General features: G+C 63.3%; 22 protein-coding genes. 7 read left to right on the top strand and 15 right to left on the bottom strand.

Annotated features, from left to right (window positions below):
• Positions 1-138 precede the first annotated feature (138 nt).
• Both AC1DFE_RS13280 and AC1DFE_RS13275 read left to right on the top strand, forming a co-directional pair.
• A complete protein-coding gene (locus AC1DFE_RS13280) occupies positions 139-1,128 on the top strand; it encodes a LacI family DNA-binding transcriptional regulator (protein ID WP_476906342.1) in 990 nt (329 codons plus the stop codon).
• A gap of 202 nt (positions 1,129-1,330) precedes the next feature.
• Positions 1,331-2,422: a nitrilase-related carbon-nitrogen hydrolase gene (locus tag AC1DFE_RS13275; protein ID WP_476906341.1), complete on the top strand. Its 1,092-nt coding sequence runs from the start codon at positions 1,331-1,333 to the stop codon at positions 2,420-2,422.
• A 547-nt stretch (positions 2,423-2,969) separates the two neighbouring features.
• Here AC1DFE_RS13275 and AC1DFE_RS13270 read toward each other — a convergent pair.
• The 4 genes from AC1DFE_RS13270 to AC1DFE_RS13255 form a co-directional block, all read right to left on the bottom strand.
• Positions 2,970-4,424 carry a purine-cytosine permease family protein gene (locus AC1DFE_RS13270; RefSeq protein ID WP_476906340.1) on the bottom strand — a complete coding sequence of 485 codons (1,455 nt, stop codon included), beginning with the start codon at positions 4,422-4,424 and terminating at the stop codon, positions 2,970-2,972.
• Positions 4,425-5,171: 747 nt separating this feature from the next.
• The gene (locus tag AC1DFE_RS13265) at positions 5,172-6,557 is read right to left on the bottom strand and encodes an MFS transporter (protein WP_476906339.1); all 1,386 of its coding nucleotides are present in this window, start codon (positions 6,555-6,557) and stop codon (positions 5,172-5,174) included.
• Between the two features lie 82 nt (positions 6,558-6,639).
• Positions 6,640-8,613 carry an FAD-binding monooxygenase gene (locus AC1DFE_RS13260; RefSeq protein ID WP_476906338.1) on the bottom strand — a complete coding sequence of 658 codons (1,974 nt, stop codon included), beginning with the start codon at positions 8,611-8,613 and terminating at the stop codon, positions 6,640-6,642.
• Positions 8,614-8,808: 195 nt separating this feature from the next.
• A complete protein-coding gene (locus tag AC1DFE_RS13255) occupies positions 8,809-9,348 on the bottom strand; it encodes a MarR family winged helix-turn-helix transcriptional regulator (protein ID WP_476906337.1) in 540 nt (179 codons plus the stop codon).
• Between the two features lie 585 nt (positions 9,349-9,933).
• Between AC1DFE_RS13255 and AC1DFE_RS13250 the strand changes: the two genes are divergently transcribed.
• Complete coding sequence (locus tag AC1DFE_RS13250) at positions 9,934-10,110, top strand: CsbD family protein (RefSeq protein WP_190605786.1); 177 nt, start codon at positions 9,934-9,936, stop codon at positions 10,108-10,110.
• Between the two features lie 172 nt (positions 10,111-10,282).
• On the opposite strand, the gene AC1DFE_RS13245 is transcribed toward AC1DFE_RS13250, so the two are convergent.
• Positions 10,283-10,555, bottom strand: a complete 273-nt coding sequence (locus tag AC1DFE_RS13245) for a hypothetical protein (protein WP_476906336.1) — start codon at positions 10,553-10,555, stop codon at positions 10,283-10,285.
• 250 nt (positions 10,556-10,805) lie between these two features.
• Here AC1DFE_RS13245 and AC1DFE_RS13240 point away from each other — a divergent pair, with 250 nt between their 5' ends.
• Positions 10,806-11,108 carry a DUF4193 domain-containing protein gene (locus AC1DFE_RS13240; protein WP_476906335.1) on the top strand — a complete coding sequence of 101 codons (303 nt, stop codon included), beginning with the start codon at positions 10,806-10,808 and terminating at the stop codon, positions 11,106-11,108.
• 556 nt (positions 11,109-11,664) lie between these two features.
• Here the strand turns inward: AC1DFE_RS13240 and AC1DFE_RS13235 are convergent.
• A complete protein-coding gene (locus tag AC1DFE_RS13235; RefSeq protein ID WP_476906334.1) occupies positions 11,665-12,723 on the bottom strand; it encodes an LLM class flavin-dependent oxidoreductase in 1,059 nt (352 codons plus the stop codon).
• 316 nt (positions 12,724-13,039) lie between these two features.
• On the opposite strand from AC1DFE_RS13235, the gene AC1DFE_RS13230 reads away from it, so the two are divergent.
• Positions 13,040-13,453: a hypothetical protein gene (locus AC1DFE_RS13230; RefSeq protein ID WP_476906333.1), complete on the top strand. Its 414-nt coding sequence runs from the start codon at positions 13,040-13,042 to the stop codon at positions 13,451-13,453.
• 137 nt (positions 13,454-13,590) lie between these two features.
• Here AC1DFE_RS13230 and AC1DFE_RS13225 read toward each other — a convergent pair whose 3' ends face one another.
• Positions 13,591-13,740 (bottom strand): lmo0937 family membrane protein, encoded by a 150-nt coding sequence (locus AC1DFE_RS13225; RefSeq protein ID WP_476906332.1) that lies wholly within the window; start codon positions 13,738-13,740, stop codon positions 13,591-13,593.
• 187 nt (positions 13,741-13,927) lie between these two features.
• On the bottom strand, positions 13,928-14,896 hold the full coding sequence (locus tag AC1DFE_RS13220) for a LysR family transcriptional regulator (RefSeq protein WP_476906331.1): 969 nt from the start codon (positions 14,894-14,896) through the stop codon (positions 13,928-13,930).
• Between the two features lie 262 nt (positions 14,897-15,158).
• On the opposite strand from AC1DFE_RS13220, the gene AC1DFE_RS13215 reads away from it, so the two are divergent.
• Positions 15,159-15,593, top strand: a complete 435-nt coding sequence (locus AC1DFE_RS13215; RefSeq protein WP_476906330.1) for a CBU_0592 family membrane protein — start codon at positions 15,159-15,161, stop codon at positions 15,591-15,593.
• A gap of 85 nt (positions 15,594-15,678) precedes the next feature.
• Here the strand turns inward: AC1DFE_RS13215 and AC1DFE_RS13210 are convergent, their stop codons facing one another.
• The 7 genes from AC1DFE_RS13210 to AC1DFE_RS13180 are packed head-to-tail and all read right to left on the bottom strand — an operon-like array spanning position 15,679 to position 21,125.
• Positions 15,679-16,746, bottom strand: a complete 1,068-nt coding sequence (locus AC1DFE_RS13210; RefSeq protein ID WP_476906329.1) for an LLM class flavin-dependent oxidoreductase — start codon at positions 16,744-16,746, stop codon at positions 15,679-15,681.
• Positions 16,746-16,997, bottom strand: coding sequence for a tautomerase family protein (locus tag AC1DFE_RS13205; RefSeq protein ID WP_476906328.1), 252 nt, complete (start codon positions 16,995-16,997; stop codon positions 16,746-16,748). Before AC1DFE_RS13205 ends, AC1DFE_RS13210 begins: the two co-directional genes overlap by 1 nt.
• A gap of 5 nt (positions 16,998-17,002) precedes the next feature.
• Positions 17,003-18,490, bottom strand: a complete 1,488-nt coding sequence (locus AC1DFE_RS13200; protein ID WP_476906327.1) for an aldehyde dehydrogenase — start codon at positions 18,488-18,490, stop codon at positions 17,003-17,005.
• Complete coding sequence (locus AC1DFE_RS13195; protein ID WP_476906326.1) at positions 18,480-19,217, bottom strand: alpha/beta fold hydrolase; 738 nt, start codon at positions 19,215-19,217, stop codon at positions 18,480-18,482. Before AC1DFE_RS13195 ends, AC1DFE_RS13200 begins: the two co-directional genes overlap by 11 nt.
• A gap of 12 nt (positions 19,218-19,229) precedes the next feature.
• A complete protein-coding gene (locus AC1DFE_RS13190; RefSeq protein WP_476906325.1) occupies positions 19,230-19,784 on the bottom strand; it encodes an amino acid synthesis family protein in 555 nt (184 codons plus the stop codon).
• Positions 19,781-20,389, bottom strand: a complete 609-nt coding sequence (locus tag AC1DFE_RS13185) for an amino acid synthesis family protein (RefSeq protein WP_476906324.1) — start codon at positions 20,387-20,389, stop codon at positions 19,781-19,783. The genes AC1DFE_RS13190 and AC1DFE_RS13185 overlap by 4 nt, the downstream gene beginning before the upstream one ends.
• A gap of 55 nt (positions 20,390-20,444) precedes the next feature.
• Positions 20,445-21,125, bottom strand: a complete 681-nt coding sequence (locus AC1DFE_RS13180; RefSeq protein WP_476906323.1) for a GntR family transcriptional regulator — start codon at positions 21,123-21,125, stop codon at positions 20,445-20,447.
• A 152-nt stretch (positions 21,126-21,277) separates the two neighbouring features.
• Between AC1DFE_RS13180 and AC1DFE_RS13175 the strand changes: the two genes are divergently transcribed.
• The gene (locus AC1DFE_RS13175) at positions 21,278-22,204 is read left to right on the top strand and encodes a flavin reductase (RefSeq protein WP_476906322.1); all 927 of its coding nucleotides are present in this window, start codon (positions 21,278-21,280) and stop codon (positions 22,202-22,204) included.
• Positions 22,205-22,280 lie beyond the last annotated feature (76 nt).

Here is a 22,280-nt window from a genome sequence, read left to right as displayed (position 1 = left end):
ACGCCCGGGGTCACCATGACGGGCCGGGCGGGGGTAGGCGGGGATAATGGAGTGGTGTCCACGACTCCCGCGCCCTCCGAAGCCCGAAATCCCAATGGGCGCGGGGAGCGGCTGGCCTCCAGGTCGAAGGCTGCGCGGATGTCCGACGTTGCCCGGCTCGCTGGGGTGTCCCAGCAGACGGTGTCACGGGTTGTCAGGGGGGCAACCAATGTGGACCCGGACATCCGTCAACGCGTCGAGCACGCCATCGCACAACTGCGGTACCGCCGGAATCCCGCGGCCGCGGCACTTGCCAGCAACCGGACGATGACGATCGGCGTTGTCAGTTTCGAACTGTCGGTCCTCGGACCGACGGTGGCTCTGTACGGTATTTCCGAGGAAGCCCGGCAACATGGCTATGCGACGCGTTTAGTCACGCTGGCCAGTCTGGAACGGCATGATATCCGGGCTGCCTTCGAGTCCATCAACTCGGACACGGTTGACGGTGTAATCGTGCTCGCGCCCCTTTTGGATGCGATCACCGTGCTCGAGGGCCTCGACATCGGCGTCCCCGTGGTGACCTTCCAGCAAGGGTCGCAGCCGAGCCCGACCAGTGTGTCCGTTGACGAAGTGCGGGGGGCCCGGATGGTGGTGCGCCACCTGCTGGACCTCGGGCACGAAACAGTGTGGCACGTTCAAGGCCCGCCGGGGTGGATGGCAACATCCGCCCGGGTCCAGGGATGGGCAGCGGAGCTGGGGGCAGCCGGACGCTTTGTTCCGGAGCCGCTCGCAACGTCCGACTGGTCAGCCGCAGAGGGATACCGTGTCGGTCGCGAACTCGCCGCAAGGAAGGACGTCACGGCGGTCTTTGCCGCCAACGACCCCTTCGCGCTGGGAGTGATCAAGGCCCTGGACGAGGCCGGGCGCGACGTGCCGGGCGACGTCAGCGTGGTGGGATTCGACGACGTCAAAGAAGCACCCTTCTTTCGCCCGGCACTAACGACCGTACGGCTTGATTTCGAAGCTATCGGCCACATCGCTGTCAGTCGGATCCTGGCCATGATCAAAGAGGAGGCAGAGGGAGACATCCCCCTGCTGGAACCGCGCCTCATGCTTCGGGACACCACAGCATCGCCGCGAAAGCGCTAACACGAACCGCGCCCGCTACCTACAGCCATACCCAGGGCTGAACTCCCCAACAGAGAGCGGAGCCCCAAACCCCGGGGCTAGAGGGCTCTGGCCCGCTCCCTGAAAATCGGTGACCGCAAGGTCTTGTAATTCCCTACCTAAACGGAATACCTTGAGTTAGCGCTAACTCAGGTACTCGAAGAAGAGAAAAGAGAGAAAAACAATGGTCGATCCCTTTGTCGTCGTGGCAGTCTCGCCGCGGACCATCAATGTGAAAAATCCCGGCGACGGCGTAGCCAACGTCAAGCGCATCAACGAGTTCATCGACACGGCAGTCATGGTCGGGGCCTGGGAGGGCTCTCCGGTCAAGCTGGTCGTCCTGCCCGAAATGGCGATCCAGGGCATGATCGCCAACACGCCAGGGAACCGCGAAAAGGAGCGCCACTTTGCCGTGACGATCCCTGGTCCCGAGACCGACGAACTGGCGAAAAAAGCGGTAGAACTCAACACCTACATCGCCGCGGAGCTGTACATGGTGAAGGATGAGGACTTCCCGGACCGCCACTTCAATGTCGCCTTTATCATCGATCCGCAGGGCGAAATTATCTACAAGCGTTACAAGGCCAACAGTGATGCCTACGAGGGCGGCATGCTTGGCAACATGAACCCGCACGACGTGTGGGACGAGTGGATTGAAAAGAAGGGCAACGGCAATGCAATGGACGCCATTTTCCCTGTGGCTAAGACCGAGATCGGCAACATCGGCTACGCCATCTGCCACGAGGGTATCTACCCCGAGGTGGGGCGTGGGCTCGCGATGAACGGCGCCGAGATCATAATCCGGGGCACGCTGATCGAGCCGGCTGTGCAGAACGGAATGTGGGAACTGCAGAACCGGGCGCACGCGATGTTCAACTCGGCGTATGTCGTCGCTCCAAACCTGGGACCCGAAGTCCGCGAGGACGGGAGCATGCAGGACCTGTTCGGCGGCCAGTCCATGATCGTCGGTCCGCGGGGCCAGATCCTGACCAAGCAGCAGGGCTGGACATCGGGCGACTCGTTCGTCTGCACCACAATCGACATCGAAGCGCTCCGCCGGGCCCGTGTCGCGAACGGCCTGTACAACCAGTTCAAGGACCTGCGAACCGAGCAGTACCGGGTCATCTACGACAACCCGATCTACCCGAAGAACCAGTACCTCGACACACCCCCGAGCGAAGGCTGGCTGGCCCGGGAAGATGCCACACGGGCTGCCAATATCGAAAAGCTCATCGAACGGGGCGTGCTCACCCCGCCGTCGGGCTACAAGGCCTAGGTCGGACGTTTGGCCGGGGAGCGCGTTCCGCGCGTCCCGGTCAGCTCGTCTTCCTGGACCTGGTCCTTTCCATTGGGGCGAAGAATCGCAGGAGCGGCTCGCACCGTTTGGAAACCAGGTTTGCTGACGATATTAGGTTGCAGTGTCTCCGTGAACACCCATTCGCGGATGCATCGACCTGGAAGGACCCTGCAGTGCGGACTCGTACTGCGGGGTCTTTCCTCGTCCGGAGCCGGCTCCTGTCAATGGCGGAGACTTGGGTCGCCGATTCGACCCCACGGCGAAGATCTAAGCACCGAGTCCGAGGGGTACACCTGAGTGTTCATCTGACCGCTGCCCTTGACCGTGCTGGCGTTGTCTCATTATCAGCCAACGCGGCGGGAGCTGCGAAGGTAAGTCGTGCACCTCTCGGACGAGATCGTCTATCGACGTTGCCCTATAGTGTGCGGGCCAGAGAGCAGGATGCGGCCCTTCGGCCAAGCCAGAACGATGCCGGCTCACCCGCCGTTTATGGGAAAGCGCGGGCCGCGGCTGCAGGCGTGGGCTTTCAGGGCTCGACGTGTATCCTCGCTGCCTCCTCCAGTTCCGCCGCCTGAGACTCGGCAAGGCGCATTTCCGCCTCCGTGTCGATGCTGCGTGTCAGTGCCCAGTACAGGATGGCCGCGACGGGCAGGCCGATGAAGAGAGAGATGTCAGCGCCGCCCATGGCTTCCGCAGCTGGCCCGACGAAGAGTTTTCCGGCGGAGAAGAAGGGAATCATGACTGCAAAGCCCGCCAGGTAAGAGAGAATTCCCGGCCATCCCCAACGCCCGTAAATCCCGTGGGCGTGGAAGATTTCCGCGATAGCGTAGTGGCCCTTGCGGACGATGAAATAATCGGTGAGATTAACCGCCGTCCAGGGGATGAAGAAGTACAGCACCAGGAGCAGGAAATCGTTGAAGTTGGCGAGGAAATCTGCGGATGCAATGTTGGCAAAGACGAGCGATATCGCCGCAGTGACGACAATGGTGAGGACGCGGATTTTGACGGTGGGCCGGATACGGCGCAGGCTGTCGATGGACGAGATCAGCGTAAGGGACCCGCCGTACATGTTTAACGCCGTAACCGACAGGAGTCCGAGGGCGGCGATGAACAACGCTATCGACCCGAAACCTGGGAACAGCTTGTCGGCGGTCCCCTGGATCGAGCCGATGGTCTCGAAGTCCTTGCCGGCTCCCGCCGCGATGAATGAGCCCAGGAACATGACCCAGATACCACCCAAGGCGCTGCCCCAGAACGTCCATTTGAAGGTCCCGCGGCCGGATTCGGGCGGGAGGTAGCGCGAATAGTCCGACACATATATGGCCCATGAAATCTGGTAGCCGGCGGCCACGCCCAGCTGTCCTAGGAACGGGACCAGTTGAAAACCGGCCATATCGAATGCGCCGCTGGGAACGTCGAGGTGGGTGAGAACCGCCAGTGTCAGCAGCGCCAACATGATGATGGTCAGGTACGTCAGATACCGTTCGAAACCGTGAATCAGGTCATAGCCGAAAAGCGCGACGGCGGCGGCGATGATCGTGACGACCCAGAACCAGAGTGTTTCGTTTCCTATGTGCATTGATCCTGCCACGGCCTGGCCGGCCAGGACCGTGTTGAAGACGTTGAACCCCGCATACTGAAGATAGGCGAACAGCCACACGAGCAGGGCGCCCACATACCCGAACTGGGGGCGGGACTGGATCATTTGAGGCAATCCCAGCTGCGGGCCCTGTGAGGAGTGCGCTGCCATGAACAGGGTGCCAACCAGCACGCCGATAGCAATCGCAATCAAGGACCAGATGAGGTTCCCGCCAGTCGTGATGCTGATCAGCCCTACCGCGAGCGTGGCTATCTGAGCGTTGCTCATGAACCACAGCGGGCCAATGTGCGAGACCTTTCCGTGCCTCTCAGTCAGGGGAACGTAGTCGATCGACCGGACTTCCAGTCCTCGCCCCGTCGCCGTACTCTTGGCCGTATTCATGGCATCTCTCCTAGAAGCTCAATGCCGGCACACCGGCGCCGTATCGAAGGGCCACAGCGACGGGACCGGCGCCGACGCCGAGGATCAGTACATCGAATCACCCGCAGATCTTGGACGAGACCAAACGCGAACCGCGGACTTGCCCATACCTGAATGACAGCATCATCGGTCCGGTCTGAGCGAATGTCCATAGAACGGGGCGGCGTCGATGGCAGGAATCCCAGGATGACCGCGGTCCGAAGCGCAGGAGGCTGGACCGGCAGTTGCTCCTCTGGCGCGAGCTTCATGGATCGGAACCTGCCGGTTCGGCATCCGGTCCCAACTCGCGCGCGAGAGCAACGGCCACTCATACTGCATTGAGTGCGAAGGCTACGGGGGCGCCCCGGCCGCTGCCAGCGGAGCGCGGTGAAGCTTGTGGCGGTGTGGTGAGTCCTCCGGTGCCGACGCGGGCGGTCGCGAGTGTTCGTTGGCCGTCTTCCCAGGGAGCTTCAAGATCTGCGGGGCATAATACAGCTGGAGCTTCGGTCAACCGCTATTTGACCGTAGCTTCGCCAATTTAAAGGCTGGCTGGCAACGCCGCCGATCACCCTGGCCGCACGGGCAGAACCAAGCGCGCCCCGCGTCATGGTCTCGGGGCACCACTTCCATAAGAGGCGGGCCACAGTGGGAAACTTCAGGAACGCTTTGCCTACCTATTGGCTGGGGCCGGGCGCTTTTGGTTAGTCCCGGCCCCACCCGGAGGTGTGATCAGGAGGTCCGGGCGGCCTCATTCGAGGCGTCGGCGGTTCGGCGGTCAAAGACGAGCGCTCCGACTTCCTGTTCGGCCTGATTCCGGATGGAAAGGTCAATGCCTGAGCGGTCCCGCACCATGGAGACGGCTACGAGCGAGACAAGGGTCATCCCGACCAGATACAGGGAGACGGCCTCGGTTCCGCCTGTGGCCTGGACCAGAGCTGTGGCAATTGTCGGGGCGAAGGCGCCGCCGAGGATCGCACCAAGTGCGTAGGAGATGGAGACGCCGGAGAAACGCACCGAAGCGGGAAACATTTCTGAGTACAGGGCAGCCTGGGGGCCGTAGGCCAGTCCCAACCCGAAGCTGAAGATGGTCAGCGCCAGATAGAGCATCGGCAGGGATCCGGTGTTGATCAGCCAGAAGAGCGGGAAGCAAGCCAGCAGTTGAGCGCTGAATCCAACCAAATACGTCCGCTTGCGGCCGATTCTGTCAGAGAGGTATCCGGCGAGGTAGGTGCAGGCGAGCCAGACGGCAGAACCATAAGCGATTGCGACGAGCACGTCGGTGCGTCCGTGACCGACAGCGGGGCTGGACGCGTAGCTTGGGATGAAGCCACCGGTTGCCATGTACCCTGCCGCGTTGTTGCCTGCGAAGATCAGGGCAGCGATGATCACGAGCAGTCCGTGGCGCCGGAACAGCTCCACGATCGGTATTCTGGGCTGTTTCTTTGCTGCGGCGATTTCCTGGAAGACGGGGGATTCGTCCACCGCACGGCGTACGAAGTAGCCGACGGCAATAAGCACGATGCTTAGCAGGAAGGGCACCCGCCATCCCCACTGGAGGAAGGCGGCTCCAGGGGAAATCACGCCGGTCATGAGGGCCGTAACACCGGATGCCAGTAGCAGCCCCAGCGGAACGCCCAGCTGGGGGAACGCCCCGGCCCGTCCGCGGCGGCCACGGGGGGCGTGCTCGACTGCCATCAGGACGGCGCCTCCCCATTCACCGCCGGCGGAGATGCCTTGCAGGATCCTCAGCAACAGGAGCATGACCGGGGCAGTAACGCCAGCGGTCGCGTAGGTCGGCAGGAAACCGACCAAGGTAGTTGCCGCGCCCATGAGGACCAGCGTCAGCACGAGCATGGCGCGCCGGCCGATTTTATCGCCGTAGTGGCCGGCGAGGAAGGCGCCGAGGGGCCGGAAGAGGAAGCTGATCCCCACGGAGGCGAACGACAACAGCAGACCGATGGAGGCGCCGGCCGGTTCGAAGAATAGCTGTGCGAACACCAGGCCAGCGGCCGTGGCGTAGATGAAGAAGTCGTACCATTCAACGGTGGTGCCGATGACGGTGGCGAAGGCGACGCGGCGTTGGTTCGCCTTTGAACTGTGGGTGGACAGGCTCATGGTTCTCCAGTTGGGGGGGAGCGGTGTAACCCGGGGGGGCGGATGAGGTGCAGTATTTGCCGGTGGAACCCGACAGGCTTGGTCAGGCGGAGAGCGACGTAACCGGAGCGATGGCCGGCCCACCGGGCAGCGCCGCGGATGAAAGCTCCTTCTGGCGCCGTGGCTGCAGGAGGGGTGCAAAGAACGCGGCGAGTTCGGCCGTTGCCGTGAGCGGAAGGACGTTTGCGACGTACTGGTCCGGGCGCACGACCACGACGACGCCGCCGCGGTCAAGACCGCGCAGTTCGAAGATGTCTGCCGTCGGGTCTGTGGCGTAGATCTTCTCGTATTCCGTGAGCTGGAACGGGCCGACTTGGGGTTTGAACACTGCCGGAACGTCAGCGATGTCGACGGTTGTGTGGTCCTGCTGGTAGATCACTTTCACGTCAAACCAGGCGTCGAGGTCCGCGCCCTCCGGTGTGGCGGCAAGGGGGGAGTCCGGCGAGGTGGTGATCCAGTCGGCGAACCTCTCGGTGGGCGACTCGGCGACGGCCTGGGGCGTCTGCGGCGCAGCCGAGTCGGCGAAGACATAGATGCGCCAACGGCCGTCCGCCGTGGCATGGTGGCCCAGGTGGACAGGGTTTGCGTCCGCGACCCGCATCACCGGGGCTGACTTGAACCGCTTGCCGACCGGGAAGCCGGCGGCCAGGTCCTGGTGCTCAGCCGTGCCCACCAGCATGGATGGTGCGTACTGGGTCATGAAGCCGGCGGGGAACTCGGCGGTGCGGACGTAGAAGTCCTCCAGTTCGGAGGGGTCCTCGAATTCCTCGGGCTTCTTGGCCATGAGGGTTGACCATTGCTTGTCGAAGTCGATGAGGTTCTTTGCGACCACCTGACGCTCTTCGGAGTAAGTGGAGAGCAGGCTTTCGGGGCTTCGGCCCTCCAGGACGTGGCCGAGCTTCCAGGCGAGGTTGAAGCCGTCCTGCATGGAGACGTTCATGCCCTGGCCTGCCTTGGCGCTGTGTGTGTGGCACGCGTCGCCGGTGATGAACACGCGAGGCGTCCTGGTGCCCCGGTCCTCCGGCAGGACGTCGTCGAACCGGTCAGTGAGCCGGTGGCCTACCTCGTACACGCTGTGCCACGCGATGGTGCGGACGTCGAGGGTGTAGGGGTGGAGGATCTCGTTCGCCTTGTCGATGATTTCATCGATGGAGGTGCTGCGCACGGCGCCCTTGTTGTTAGGGTCCACCTCGCCAAGGTCAACGTACATTCGGAAGAGGTGGCCGCCTTCACGGGGGATCAGGAGGATGCTGCCGCCGGTACCGGACTGGATGGCGCACTTCATGCGGACATCTGGAAAGTCGGTGACCGCCAGGACATCCATGACGCCCCAGGCGTGGTTGGCCTGGTCTCCGGCGAGGGTGCATCCGATTGACTCCCGTACCTTGCTGCGTGCGCCGTCCGCGCCCACCACGTACTTGGCCTTCACGATGCGCTCCTGGCCTTCGTTGGGTCCGGAGGTGTGCAGAAGGGTGACCCTGACGGGGTACTCCTCCTCGTCCGCGACGTTGAGGGAACGGAACTCAAGGCCATAGTCGGGTGACATGCGGGCGGGGGAGCTGGCCATGTACTCGGCGAAGTAGTCCAGCACACGGGCCTGGTTGACAACCAGGTGGGGGAACTCGCTGACTGCAGCGGGGTCATCCGGGGTACGGGCAGTGCGGATGATGCGGGAGGGGTCCGCGGGGTCCGGCTTCCAGAACGCCGTCTCGGTGATCCGGTACGCCTCAGCGATGATCCTCTCGGCAAACCCGAAAGCCTGGAAGGTCTCGACTGTGCGGGTCTGGATCCCGTCGGCCTGGCCAATGGTGAGCCTCCCGGGGCGACGCTCCACGATGCGCGTGGTGACGCCTGGGAACTGGGACAACTGCGCGGCGGCGAGCATGCCGGCAGGCCCTGTGCCGACGATCAACACATCGACCTCGCCCGGAAGCTCAGCCGGCCTGTTAATGCCAACTCCTGCTGCCGGCTGGACCCGCGGGTCCCCGGAAACGTAACCGTGATGGTGAAACTGCACCGATTCCTCACTTCGTTGTAAGCGCTCAGCGTCGAAGCTCGTTAGAACTAGACGCTTGTATCTGAAATTTGCCTATCCGCACTTGCCGGGGCTGTGCGGATCGCGGTCCTCGTCCAGTTGCCAGCGAACAACTGACCGTTCCGGGTGTGCGGAGGGAAGATCATGGGCTCTCCGGATTCCCGTGCCGGGGAAGTCCTAGGAACGAGGCGGGCGGTGTTGCAGTAGCTTCCGCAACAGTTCAGTAAGGATGGTTGATTCCGTCCTTGTGAGGCCCTCTGCCCAATCGCCTTCACGCAGACTGTTCTTGCGCGCGAGTTCTGTTACGCGCGCCTCCCCAAGTGGCGTGAGCCGAACGAGCGTTTTGCGCTTATCTGAGGCGTCTGCCTCTCGGGTCACCAGCCCATACTTCTCTAAGGTGTTGAGCAAGCTCGACATGGAAGCGTTTGAAACGCTCGACAGCCTTGCCAGCTCGTTGGGATACCCTGCTCCAACCGCCCGAATAGCGAAAAGAAGCCTGAAAGCAGAAAAACTGAGGCCTTCGGGGCGGTGGACGTGGACTTCGAGGTCGGTCGTAATCCTGTTAGCGAGACGTATCAGGTTGAAGCAAAGGGCCATGGCGGCGTCGTCGTACTCGGGAAACATCTCCCTCGTGGAGTCGTTCGCGAGCTTTTCGAAAGCGATGGCGCTGAGTTTCATACCCTGCGGGGTTGTCGATTCGGTCATCGTTTCGGTCACAGCTCCTTTGGTGATCCACGCGTCGGCGTTCCTCGTTGTCCCGTTTCTTAAGCTCCCGAGGCTGCCGCCCGTCCCGTTCCAGCTTGGCCAGCGGGTCCTTGGAGGAACGAACACCTCACCCCCAAAATATTATTAGAAGTCTAACAAAAAGGCAATACCAGCTCCCTTTATTCGTGAGGTGAACGACTGGACCTTCCCGCGTATAGCCGGCAAGCTCCGCGGGGGAGGCTGGGGTTTCCCATGTGAATGTAGATAGATGTCTAACTAACCTCGAAGTGCCTCGTGTCCCTGGTGATGATGGCCTGTCCACCGGAAGGTCCCGCCAATCCGATCCCGGAGGGTGGAATCAGGTTCACCGCCGCCGACGCGGTACCAGTATCCGCGTCATTCAGTGGAGGAACGCGATTCTTCCTTGCGAACTGACTAGGGGGAGTGCGGCGTCCCGATCCCTTCAGCCATTGTGCAGGCAGCGGTTGGCTCCATCTTCCTGTCGCGTACCCCCAAGGTTTGAAACTTAATGCTAAGCATGCTTATGTTATAGGTATGGCCGAATCCAACGGCCGCGTAACCAGAGGAGGAAACACCATGGGACTGGGCGACAAGATCGAGAACGCCGCTGAGAAGGCCGGCGGCAAGGGCAAGGAAGCAGCGGGCGCTGCATCCGGCGATGAAAGCCTGCGCGCCGAAGGCCAGGCCGATCAGGCCAAGGGTGATTTGAAGCAGGCCGGCGAGAAGGTCAAGGACGCCTTCAAGAAGGACTGAACCGAACACAACCGAAAGGGTGCACCGCGTCGGTGCGCCCTTTCGTGTGTCGGCATTACGCGTGCACTATCGCTCAGATAACTTTTGCCGGGTCAAGGCTTCCGTCCCAGGAGCCGCAAGGCCCGATACTGCGGCCGGGGGTGTTTGATCACGCGCGGGAGCGGGCGGATTCTCACACCCGGGCGATCTTCACCTCGAAGTCCAAGCCGCTGCAGTCTCCCGCGAGCCGGCGCAGCAGGTACGCCCGGAGCGCGGCGTTGCTGGTGGTGTGCGGGGCGGGGAGGGCTTCGCCGCTGAACAGGGCGTACGAGTCGCTGATATGAAACACGGACAGGATGCAGTCCTGGAGATCATCTGTCCGTAGGCTCAAAAGAGTGTTGCGGAAGCTGCCCTTTGCATCATTTTTGGGCATAGCCGTCATGGAAAACGCCACTGCCTTTGCCATAAATCGGTCCTCCGCCCGTTCCTTGCCCAAGATCGTTGCCCCAGGCCACCGTCGAAAGGCTAGTCCCTGAATCCGACGAATATAACCCATACCCGTCAGTAAGGTTGGCTGGGTGCCAATCCACCCACGTTGCGCGGGTCCTGCCGGCTCTGCCTCACTTCCAGATGTGGGAACAACGGCACATTGGTATGCGTTGCAGTCTCGTCAGAAAAGAACACCAAAGAATCCGTCAGAAATGAGAATCATCTAAGTGGCAACTGATTACGACGAAGTCCGTTCCGACGTCAAGGAATCTCAGGACCGTTCACTGGAGGCATTGCAGTCTGCGAACGCTCCGGACGCCCGCAGCGTCGTCACGGAACTGGACGAAGCCGATGCACTCGATGAAGGGCTGACCCCCGGGGGAGAGATCGTCTCCGAGGAACTCATCGTTCAGGTCATCCCTGAGGCCGCGGATGAGTTCACCTGCTATTCCTGCTTCCTGGTCCGGCACCGGTCCCAACTCGCGCGCCAGAGCAACGGCCACTCATACTGCATCGAGTGCGAAAGCTAGGGTCGCGCCCCCGCCGCTGCCAGCGGAGTGCGGTGAAACTGGTGGAGGTGCAGTGGAATTCCTGGCGGCCGACGCGGGGCGGTCGCGAGTGTTCCTTATTCGCCTTCCCAAAGACTTTCAAGGGAATGGGCATACTGTGTTGTTGGTGAATCCGTCGGGCACCCGGGTCAAAGGCCTCAGCGACGCTCAAGTCGGCGGTGCAGCACAGCGAGGAGTGGACAAGGGGTTGATCTTTAAGCCCAGGCTGATCCCAAAGAGGGCCGTCATGGAGGCCACGCCGGAGCTGTCCCGCTGCGCAGATGGCGCGAACAGTCATCTGAATTGCGGAAAGGTCCAAATTCCTTGCCGAACGTGAGTTCGTTAGATTCTAAGCGCGGGGCACAGAGGCCAGATCAAGGCCGGCATGCCCGTGGGGTTGTTTGCGGCTCTCTAGGTGAGGTCCGGCACGGAATCCATGGGTGGCAGCACCCCATGGGCGGGCGACTTACCGGCAACATCTCGAAGTTTCTGACACGGTCCCTAGGACCAGCGAGGGGACGGGCGTGAGCCGTGCCGCCTATGGCGAGTCTTGCCGGACCTCAGCCGGAGTCCATCCAAGGGCGGGTCCCAATGTGCCGGCGATGTCGGTAAGGATCTGGACATAGTCCTCGTGGTCGAAGCTGAAAGGCAGCGCGAAGGCCACCTCGTCGACCTCCTGGAATCCAGCGTGCGCGTACAGTTGCTTTGCGATTTCATCGCTGGTGCCGATGAGATCCGGGGCGAACAGCATGCCCTTGGGTCCCTGCGGCACCCGTGTGCGGGGAGTGCGTTCATCAACGAACCGCCGGTACTTCTCCCGCTGGCCCGGCGACGCTGAGTCGGTCGGGATCACCACCAATCCCTGGGAGACCCGCGCCGGTCCATGCGCCCGGGCGGTGGTTGCGGCGGCTTCACGGAAGGCACGAATTTGCGATTGCTGAATGCGGGCAAAGTCCGGTTCCTGATTCGTTTCCGGGAAGACAACGCTGCTGGAGAGCAGATTAAAGCCATTCGCCCCGGCCCAGACGGCCGACTTCCTGCTGGCCGCCCCATACCAAAGGCGGTCCCGCAGCCCGGGAGAGTGCGGCTCGACGCGGTTGGAGAATTCCTCGACCACACCTTGCTTTCCCGAAAAGTCCCGCACAGGTTCCCCTGCGATCAGACGGGCAAGCCGGTCCAGGCGGGCGTAGCCGAAGTCCTCCGTCTCCGAGGAATCCGGGTACAGCTCGTGCTTCACTGTGCCGTAGTGCATGGGTTCCCCCACGCTCAGCCCCGGATTGATTCGTCCCCGGGCGAGCAGATCGACGGTGGCCAGGTCCTCGGCTAGGCGCAGTGGGTTTTCCCAGCCCAACGGGGTTACAGCAGTTCCAAGCTCGATCCGGGAGGTGCGCTGGCTGGCGGCGGCCATCATCGCGATGGGGGAGGAGATGCCGAACTGCAGATGGCGGTGGCGCAGCCAGGCGCTGTCGAATCCAAGCCGCTCGCCAAGTTCGATGATCCGCAAGGTGGATTCATGGCCAGGAGCGGGATTCACCGGATCGAACAGGCCAATAGTGAGGAATCCAAGCCTGCGCAAGGGACGTGAGGGGTCGGGCATGGGATTCCTTCCGGATCGGGTGCCGTACGGCTGACCTCAGAATATGCGCCTGGACCTATCGGTTCTTCTCAGCATGGGTGAGGTTTCCCTTTGCGTCATTGGTGTCCGGCAATGTCGGGCCCGGCCCGGCAGGGGGCGCAGGGTTGGCGGAGGCGCCCGCGGATATTTGATGATCCGTCAGCCGCGTGTGCCAGCCGGCAGGAGCCCGGCGTGTGCCAGCCGGCGGGGGCCCGGCCGCTCTGGAGCATCCGGAGTCCTTCTGTGTGCGCCCTTTATAGACTGTTGGTCACGGGCGAGGAAAGGGAGTGGGTACAGCATGAGGGCAAAAGACGCAGTCGAGGCATCCGAAAGCCTCCGGCAGGCCGCCGGCCAGTTGGCCGATCGGATCACACGCCTGGATAGCCCGTCGAGCAGCTATCACGTCGTGGGCAGCCTTCTTGACGCGCAGCGTTCCATTGAGCAGGCCCTACGCGACCTCGCCGAATGGCATCGGCGAACCATTCCGGGCGTCCATTTTGCCGAACATCACAACGAAAGCGCCGTTGGCGTCTCCACGGTGGTCGAACAGTTGGATCTTGCCGTCCAGCAGGCGGAGGGGTTGCAGGAGACGCTGAACCGGGCCTACGGAGGGAGCAGCGTGGTTCGCTGGTTCGACGAATTGCAGGGATTGCCAGACCATCCGATTGTTCCCCTGGCTGCTCCCGAAGGTGACGCACGCAATCCGGGCTGAGAAATTCCGGTTGCACCTGACCATCAAGGGCGGGCGCTCAGCCGCTGCCAGCGGCTGAGCACCGGTCTGTTCGCCTCGCATTCCCCCTGGTCATGGCACTACGTTGATTGGTGACTTGACGCTGACAAGCTTCCGTTCTACACGCGGGAAGATCTGCCACGGATGAAGTGGAAGATCAGGACCACCACGGCTATTACCAAAAGTATGTGAATTAACCCGCCGCCGATGTTGCCGAGCAGGCCGAGAAGCCAGAGAACGGCGATAATGATGGCTATCCAAAGCAACACGAGAGTCTCCTTCGTTTGTTCGCGGATTGAAATGCCACTTTTGCGTACCGGCCGCTCTGCATACATATCCGGCCGGCGGGAATGACGTGACTGCCAGAGAGGGGCCCAGGGGCTCTGCCGCCAAGGATCATCCTCGTACCTCTTGCTCTCATCGGGCCTGACTCCGCATTTCCAGCTGTGGTGCTTATCACCCTATGCCAGGATCAGGTTGCCGGAAATAGGACGGGGCCAATCCGAATGTCGATCGCGTGTCGAACGCCGCGGCCGATTCCCGCAGAAGGCGCGCGACTGTGTCCACGGGCATGCTGGCTGACCGTCGCCGGTCGAACCGGCGCAGAACGATGCGCCGGGTACCCAGGCCGGGAACGTCCAGGATGTCCACCCCATTCTGGTTGATGCCGCTCAACGCCAGGGTGGGCACGATGGCGACCCCCTCACCGGCCGCGACCAGTGCCAGAGCGGTTAGCGTGTCCTGATACTGATGGACTGTCTCCATCGGGGCACCCGTTGACTGGCGGAGCCGGCCGAGGACCGAAGCATTGGCTGCCGAGGAGTCGACGCCGAGCCACGGAAGCGGCAGATGGCCAAGGTCGATGTTCTCGGTGCTGAGCAGGGCCCCTGCGGGAACCACCAGTTTCCAGGGCTCGTCCAGCAGCGGCTCCTCGATCATCCCTGCGTAAAGCGAACGTTGCCCGGAGGTCGTCGAATCCAGCTCGACCACAACGGCGTCGAGCGCGCGCTGCCGAAGCAGCCGCATCAAGGCAGGGAAGTCGTCCTCCACCATCCGGATCTGCAGTTGCGGGTAGCGGGTCCGCCACTCGGGCAGGCGCGGGATCACCACCGTGCGGACAAAGCTGGTAAATCCGCCCACCCGCACCACCCCTGCGATCTTGGCGCCGCCCTGTATCCGGGCGCGGGCGACGCTGAGTGCGCGTTCTATCTCCTCTCCGGCTTCTGCTATTGCCAGGCCGGCGGGTGTCAAGACCGAGCCTTTGGGTGTGCGGACCACCAGCGCGTGCCCCGTCTCGTCCTCTAATTTGTTGAGCTGCTGGGACACGGCCGACGGCGTGATCCCCAGTTCGTCGGCAGCGGCGAGCACCCCGCCCGTGCGGGCAACTGCAAGAAGAACTCGTAGCCGGCGCGGATCGATATCCATGTTAAGTAGTTCTAAACCATGTCTTCAGTGGAATGCAATTGATCTAAAGTTCCTTCTTCCTCATAATTGCTGTTAAAAGTAAAGGTGAGGGATACAGGACGGCCGTCCAGCAGGGGGCCCCGCCCGGGCGGCTGAGCAAACGCCGTTCGAACGGTCTCTGATGCCTTTGGCAATGGAGCCTCTTCCGAAACACATACATATAGCCCGCCATCTCCACTCCACCCAGCGAATGGCGGCCGGGCATCAACCCCGAAAGGACATCATGGATCTGCTGTGGGAAATCTCCGGTTGGGCAGGCGCGGTTGCGATACTCAGTGCGTACCTTGCTGTCTCTATGGGTTGGCTGAAGGCGGGCAAGGGCTTCCAGGTCGCGAATCTCCTAGGTTCCTGTGCCTTTATTGTCAATGGTGCATTCCACGAAGCCTGGCCGTCCGTGGTCACGAACGTCGCCTGGTTCCTCATTTCGGCTGTGGCCCTTCTTCGGATGCGTTCCGCGCACGAGAGGCCGGTGGCCGCTGTTGAGCCTCCGCAGATGCAATTTCCTGGTGTCCCCGAGACCGGCCAGCTGGCCATTGTTGAAGCGCCCCGAGCAGTTAGCGGCACACCAGCAGTTAGCTCCCCACCAGCAGTAAGCTGCACACCAGCAGCTAGCTGCACACAAGCCGAGAAGGCCGCGGGCGCCATCCCGGCGTACTAACACGGTACGGTCACGGCCCGTAAGCCGACGACGGCGGGACGTCCCGCCGTCGTCGGCTTAAGAGTGGATCAGCGAGCAGTTGGCGTCAGCGTGCCGCGGCTACGGGCTGCTCCTGAAAGGCCGGCACCACGTGCTCGATGAAGAGCTCGAGTGAACGCTTCTTTTCCTCGTGGGTGAGGCTGTTGTCGGACCAGAGGCTGAACTCGGTGACGCCAAGGGCCTCGTAGTGGCGAAGCCGTTCGATGACCTCCTCGGGCGTGCCGATCATCGCCGTCTGGTGCAGGGATTCCGGCGTGAACTCCGGGCGGTCGGCAAACTTCTCGGCCGGGCTGGGCTCGAGGAAGCCGTTCTTCGGAGTGGTCTTGTTGCCGAACCAGGCATCAAACGTCCGGTAGAACTTCTGGATGCCCTCCGCCGGACGCCGCCAGCCCTCAGGCTCCTCTGCGGGGTGGACGTGGGTGTGGCGGAGCACCATGAGGTCCGGGCGGGGAACGCCGGGGTTGTTCTCCACGGCGGTGTCGAACTTGCGCGCGAGGTCCTCGACCTCCTCGTCGCCCTTCATCAGCGGCGTCACCATTACGTTGCAGCCGTTGGCGACGGCGAACTCGTGCGAGGAGATGTCGCGGGCGGCGATCCACATGGGCGGCGTCGGCTTCTGCAGCGGCTTCGGCACGCTGGTGGACGTCGGGAACTGCCAGACCTCGCCGTCGTGTGCGTAGTCACCCTCCCAGAGGGCGCGCACAGCCGGCACCATCTCGCGCAGGTGCTTGCCGCCGTCGACCGCCGACATGCCGCCCATCAGGCGGTCGAACTCGAACTGGTAGGCGCCGCGTGCCAGGCCCACTTCCATCCGGCCGTTGCTGATGACGTCCAGGAGCGCCGTTTCGCCGGCCACACGGAGTGGGTTCCAGAAGGGCGCGATGATGGTTCCGGCACCCAAGCGGATGCGCGACGTGCGCGCTGCCAGGTAGGCGAGCTGCGGTATGGGACTGGGGGAGATGGTGTACTCCATCGAGTGGTGCTCACCAATCCAGACGGTGCTGAAGCCGCCAGCCTCCGCGATAAGCGCGAGCTCCGTCAGGTTCTCGAAGCACTCGCGGTGCGAGACGGACTCGTCCCAGCGCTCCATGTGGACGAAGAGGGAAAAGCGCATTAGGAACTCCTTCGATCTGCGGCGATGCTGGCCGGCGCCAAGTCGGCGGCGGCTGCGGCTGCCGCGTTGCGTTCGGCGATGGTCTGGTTGCCGCGGGACCAGTGTTCGTGCTCAATCTCGCGGATGACGACGGTGGTGTTTTCCGGCGCGGCGCCCACGGCGTTCTCGGCGGCCCGGTGAAGCTCGCCGATGAGCGCGCGGAGCTGCTCGGGGGTCCGGCCCCGGGCGATGGAAACTTCGATAAGAGGCAAGGTGTTCAGCTCCTCATGATGAAGGGGTCGGCGATGGGGGACTCGTCCGTGTTGATCCAGATGCTCTTGAGCCTGGTGTACTCACGGATGCTTTCGATGCCGTGTTCGACGCCGACACCGCTGGCCTTGAAACCTTCGCGCGGGGACGCCGGGGACATGGCCCGGTACGTGTTGACCCACACCGTTCCGGCCTCGAGACGGCTGGCCATCCGGTGCGCCCTGGCCAGGTTGGTGGTCCAGACGCCGGCGGCGAGTCCGTACGCGGTGTCGTTGGCGAGCCGGAGCACCTCTTCCTCCGTTTCGAACGGCATGATGGCCGCGACGGGGCCGAAGATCTCTTCCCGCACCACACGCATGGAATTGTCGACGTCGGTCAGCACAGTGGGCTCGAAAAAGTAGCCGCCGAGCGGGATATTGGGACGGCCGCCGCCGGTCAGGACGGTAGCCCCTTCCGAGACGCCGAGGTCAACGTAGCTGGCCACCTTGTCGCGCTGGTCCTTGAACGCCAGCGGGCCAAGCTCGGTGGCGTCGAGGAGCGGATCTCCGATCACGATGCTGCGGGCACGGTTTGCGACGCGTTCCAGCAGTTCGTCGTAGACAGACTTGTGGGCGAAGACGCGGCTTCCCGCGATGCAGGTCTGCCCTGCTGCGGCAAAGATGCCTGCCACAACACCCATCGACGCGTTCGTGATGTCAGCGTCGCCGAAGACGATGTTCGGGGACTTGCCGCCCAGCTCCAGGGTGGAGCCGACGAAGCGGGATGCCGTGGACGAGGCGATCCGTGCACCGGTGTTGGTGCTGCCGGTAAACGAGATCTTAGCCAGCCGAGCGTCGTCCACCAGGGCCGCGCCGGCTTCGGCGCCGAACCCGGTGACCACGTTGATTACACCTGCCGGGAAGCCAGCCTCGTCGGCCAGGGCGGCCAGGCGAAGAACGGTGGCAGAGGTGTATTCGGAGGGCTTGATGACGATGGTGTTGCCGGCCGCGAGGGCGGGGGCCAGCTTGCTGGTGGTCAGCGTCAGGGGAGAGTTCCACGGCGTGATGGCACCCACCACGCCCAGCGGTTCCCGCAGCGTGTAGTTCAGGATGGCCGGCGAGGAGCCGGGGATGGTGTCGCCCTGGATCTTGTCGGCCAGCCCGGCGTAGTAGTAGTAGTACTCCGGCATGGACGCCAGCTGCGCCCGCATCTCCCGCAGGAGCTTGCCGTTGTCCTGGCTCTCCATCCGGGCGAGCTCATCTGCTCGCTCACCCACGAGGTCACCGAGACGGCGGAGCAGGTGCCCGCGCTTGGTCTGGCTCAGGTTCCGCCAGCTGGGATTCTCGAAGGCCGCGGACGCCGCAGAGACAGCCCGTTCGACGTCGGCCGCATTACCCCGTGCGGCCTGGTACAGCACGTCGAGGGTCGCCGGGTTGGTGCTGTCGAAGTAGGCACCGCTCGACGGCGGGACCCACGCCCCGTTGATGAAGTGGTTGTAGCGGCGTTCAACGGACATGTGAATGCTCCTTGATGAAAGCGGTAAGCGTGTTGGCGAGCTCTTGGGGGCGTTCCACCGGCATCATGTGGCGTGAGCCGCTGATGACGGAGTAGGTGGAGCCCGGAATGGCCGCGGCCAGACGGGCGCTCATCTCGGGCGTTGACCCGGGGTCCAGCTCGCCGGTCACGGCATGGGACGGAACGGTAATCAGGGGCAGTTCGGCGGCAATTTCCGCGTCTGCGGTGGCGAACACCCGGTAGCAGGCCAGGAAGGACTTCGGGTCATTATTGCGCAGGACTTCCCGCGTCGCTTCGACCAGCTCCGCCGGGACGGCGGACCCTTCCGGATACCAGCGGCGGATGGATGCCTCCACCGTTGCCGGAAAATTGGACTCCGCCGAGGCCAGTCGCACCATGACGGCGGCGTGCTCTTCGGCGGTGCGCGCGCACACCGAGGCGACCGACACCAGGCCGGCAACCAGATCGGGCCTGAACCTGGCAACGTGCTGGGCCACGAGGGCTCCAAGCGAGAAGCCCACCAGGTGCGTATTCGGCTCGAGCCGTTCTGCGACATCCGCCGCGAGCTCGGCAAGCGTCACCCCAACCGGCGCCTGCGGGCGGCGTCCGTGTCCCAGGAGTTCCAGGACCCGGACGTCGTATTCCGGTTCAAGGAATTCGCGAAGGGGGCCCCACATCGACCCGTCGAGGCCGACGCCGTGGATGAGGGCTATGCGGTTGCGGCTCACGGCGGCTGGCACCTACTTCGTTTCAGTGGCGAACGCTGCCAGGCGCTGCTGGGGCCGTCCCTGCGCAGCGGCCGCGAGGGCGATCACGATTTCATCGGCGTGCGGTGCGTCGTTGATCCGCACCTCGATGCTCTGGTGGTGCGAGCGGATGGTGGCGTCGGTGATGTGCTTGAGCGGGATGTCGAAGACAACACCGGCCGGGCCGCGCTTTTCCACTGCCGGCAGGAGCGTGGTGGCGTTGGCGGCGTCGCGGAAGTGGTTTCCGAAGGCCAGTGTGTGGATGAGCCCGGAGCCGTGCTCGATTTCGCCGTTCAGCCCGACGATGGCGGCTTTGCCGTACGCCTCGGCCGGGGAGCCGAGGGCTTCGAGCACTCGGGGGGCCAGCAGCGCGCCGATGTCGGAGGCGGTGCCGTCGATGCCGGCGGAGAGGTCCTCGACGAAGCCCTGGCCTGCCCACGGATTCTTGACGATGGCGGCGACGACGGCGACCCGTGCGGCCGGGCTGACCTCGCGGCCCCCTTCGATGAGGACGTCTTCGGTCAGGGTGACGATCTTACGGATGCTCATGAAACAAGTTCTCCTAGGGTGTCTGCTTTGACGATGGGGTCGGTGAGGCGGTCACCGATGCGGGAATGCGGGCGTGGCCCGGTTGAAGCGCCGAGGACGACGACGATCTCACCCGGGCGGGGTGCGTCACCGATGCGTGTGGTGATGGTTTGGTAGTGGGTCCGTGTAGCTGCGGCGTTCTTGTGCCAGAGGGGTACGACGAGCGAGGCGCCGGCGTCGCCACGGTCATCGGCGAAGCAGATGATGGATTCACCTTCGAAGTACTCGCGGACGAGGTTGCCGAAGAACGGTGTGTGGATGAGCGCAGCGCCGTGCTCGATTTCACCGTCGGTGCCGACGATCGCAGCCTTCCCGAAGGCCTGGATTGCCTCCACGCCCCCGAGGTTGGCAGCGAGTACGTCGGTGAGTTTGCGCGCCAGCACCGGGGCCAGCTGCACCACTGCCTCGCCGAGGTCGTCTGCCGCGTCGCCACCCAACCAGGGGTTGGTGACCACGGCCGCTGCCGTTGCGCGGACCGCCGGAACCGCGGGGGAGAGGCCGTTTTCGAGCAGGATTTCCTCGCTGTAGTACACGATCTTGCGGATGCCGAACGCTTGGTCGTTCATCAGCGGATCTCTTCAATCATGGAGGAGCGCATGGCTTCCTTTCGTGGTGGTCGGTTCAGTTCCGGCGGTCGGGCGCCGGATCAGTCAGGGCCTCCCGCGATGAGGCGTGAACATGGTTCCTCATGGCGGATTCGGCCCCGAAGGGGTCTTTGTGCTCGATCATGTCCAGGACGGCGCGGTGTTCGCGGGTGGAGGCCTCGAGCCTGCCCGGATGTTCAACTGTGCGCAGGACCAACCGCTGGTACGCGAGCTGGTTCATGAGCCGCTCGTAGTGCTCGACAAGCTTTCGGTTATCCGAGCCGCGAACGATCGTCCAGTGAAACTCGTGCACCAGCCGGGCGTAGGCGTCGGTGTCATGCGTGAGCGCAGCCATTTCGGACTCCTCGAGGTTGCGCCTCAGGACAGACAATTCCTGGACGTCCCCGCGGCGGGCGAGCAGGGATGCCGCGAGTCCTTCCAAGGACTCCTTGAGCTGGAAGAGCTCGATGATCTCCCTGCGGGTGGGCTCCCGCACGAAGGTGCCAACCTTCGGACGGATCTCCACCAGTCCTTCGTGCTGAAGCTGCTTAAGTGCTTCACGGATCGGGGTCCGGCTCACGTCGAACTCCTGGGCGAGGAACGCCTCGGGGACCACTGCGCCCGGGGGGAAGTCGCCTCCCAGGACGAGGCGGCGGATCCGGTCCAGGAGCCCGTCCCGGTCAGTTGCTTCCCTGACTACTTCGAGATCATCTTGCATACATGAAAGCGTATGTTGCATGCATCAGAAGCGTCAACACCTTTGGGCGATCTTTCTAAAAACCGGGGAATCTGCGGGAAATTCGCGGAATTTCATATTCCCCTTGACCTTGGGTTGTGAGCTGGATTACCGTCATTGGTATGCAACAGACCTTGGAACCGCTCATCACGTCCGCTTGGCTCGCGGCCTGGGACAAGGGAGACCTTGACGCCCTCGATGGCCTCGTAGCCGCCGGCTACACGCGCACCAGCAAGGCGACGGGTGCAACTGTCGACCTTGCTGGCCTCAAGTCAGAGATCGCTGCGGTCCGGGAAGCTTTCCCCGACCTGCGCACCACGGTCGATGACGTCGTCGAAGGGGACGGCACCGTCGCCGTCTTCTGGACCTCCACCGGCACGCACACCCATGAATACCTCGGGGTTCCGGCAACGGGACTTACCGTTCAGACCCGTGGCTCGAACATCCTGGTCCTCGAGGACGGGAGGATCGTCAGGGAGTCAGTGACGTGGGACGGCAGCGAACTGCTTGCCGGCCTCGGCATCCGGCCCCTGCGCGGCATCGCGGCACCCGCCGTTTCCGAGGGTGACGACTTCCCGGAACTGGACCCGGACCTGATGAAGGCCTTCAACCGGCAGTTCATCACAGGAGTCACCGTCGTGACCACCAAGGAAGGCGAAACCCCCAAGGGGCTGGCGGCCAACTCCTACTGCTCGGTCTCGCTGGAGCCGCCCCTGGTGCTTGTATGCGTCCAGAAGACGTCCAGCACCTACCCGGCGCTCTTCTCCTCGAGCCACCTCGGCATCAACATCCTGGGAACTGAGCAGCTGGATACGGTGAAGGTTTTCGCCTCGAAGGCCGCGGATAAATTCGCGGAGCTCGACTGGCATGAAGGGCCCAAGGGAAGCCCCCTCCTGGACGGCTCTGCAGCTTCCCTGGAGGCCGAAATCCAGGAACGGTTCCAAGCCAAGACCCACACGGTCTTCATCTGTCGGGTCCGCCACGCGGAAACCAGCAGCACGGCACCCATGGTCTACAAGGCCGGACGGTTCTTCGACGGCGCTGAACTCGCCCAACTCTAAAGTTCCGGCGCGGCTGACCACCCTCGGACAGGAAACCAGCCGCGCCGACCCAATCTGCTCTCAAGCAGCGCACCAA

The organism is Arthrobacter sp. 05T423 (assembly GCF_056396245.1).
Note: the sequence above shows the minus strand (reverse complement) of the source record. Positions and strands in the feature narration are given on the sequence as shown.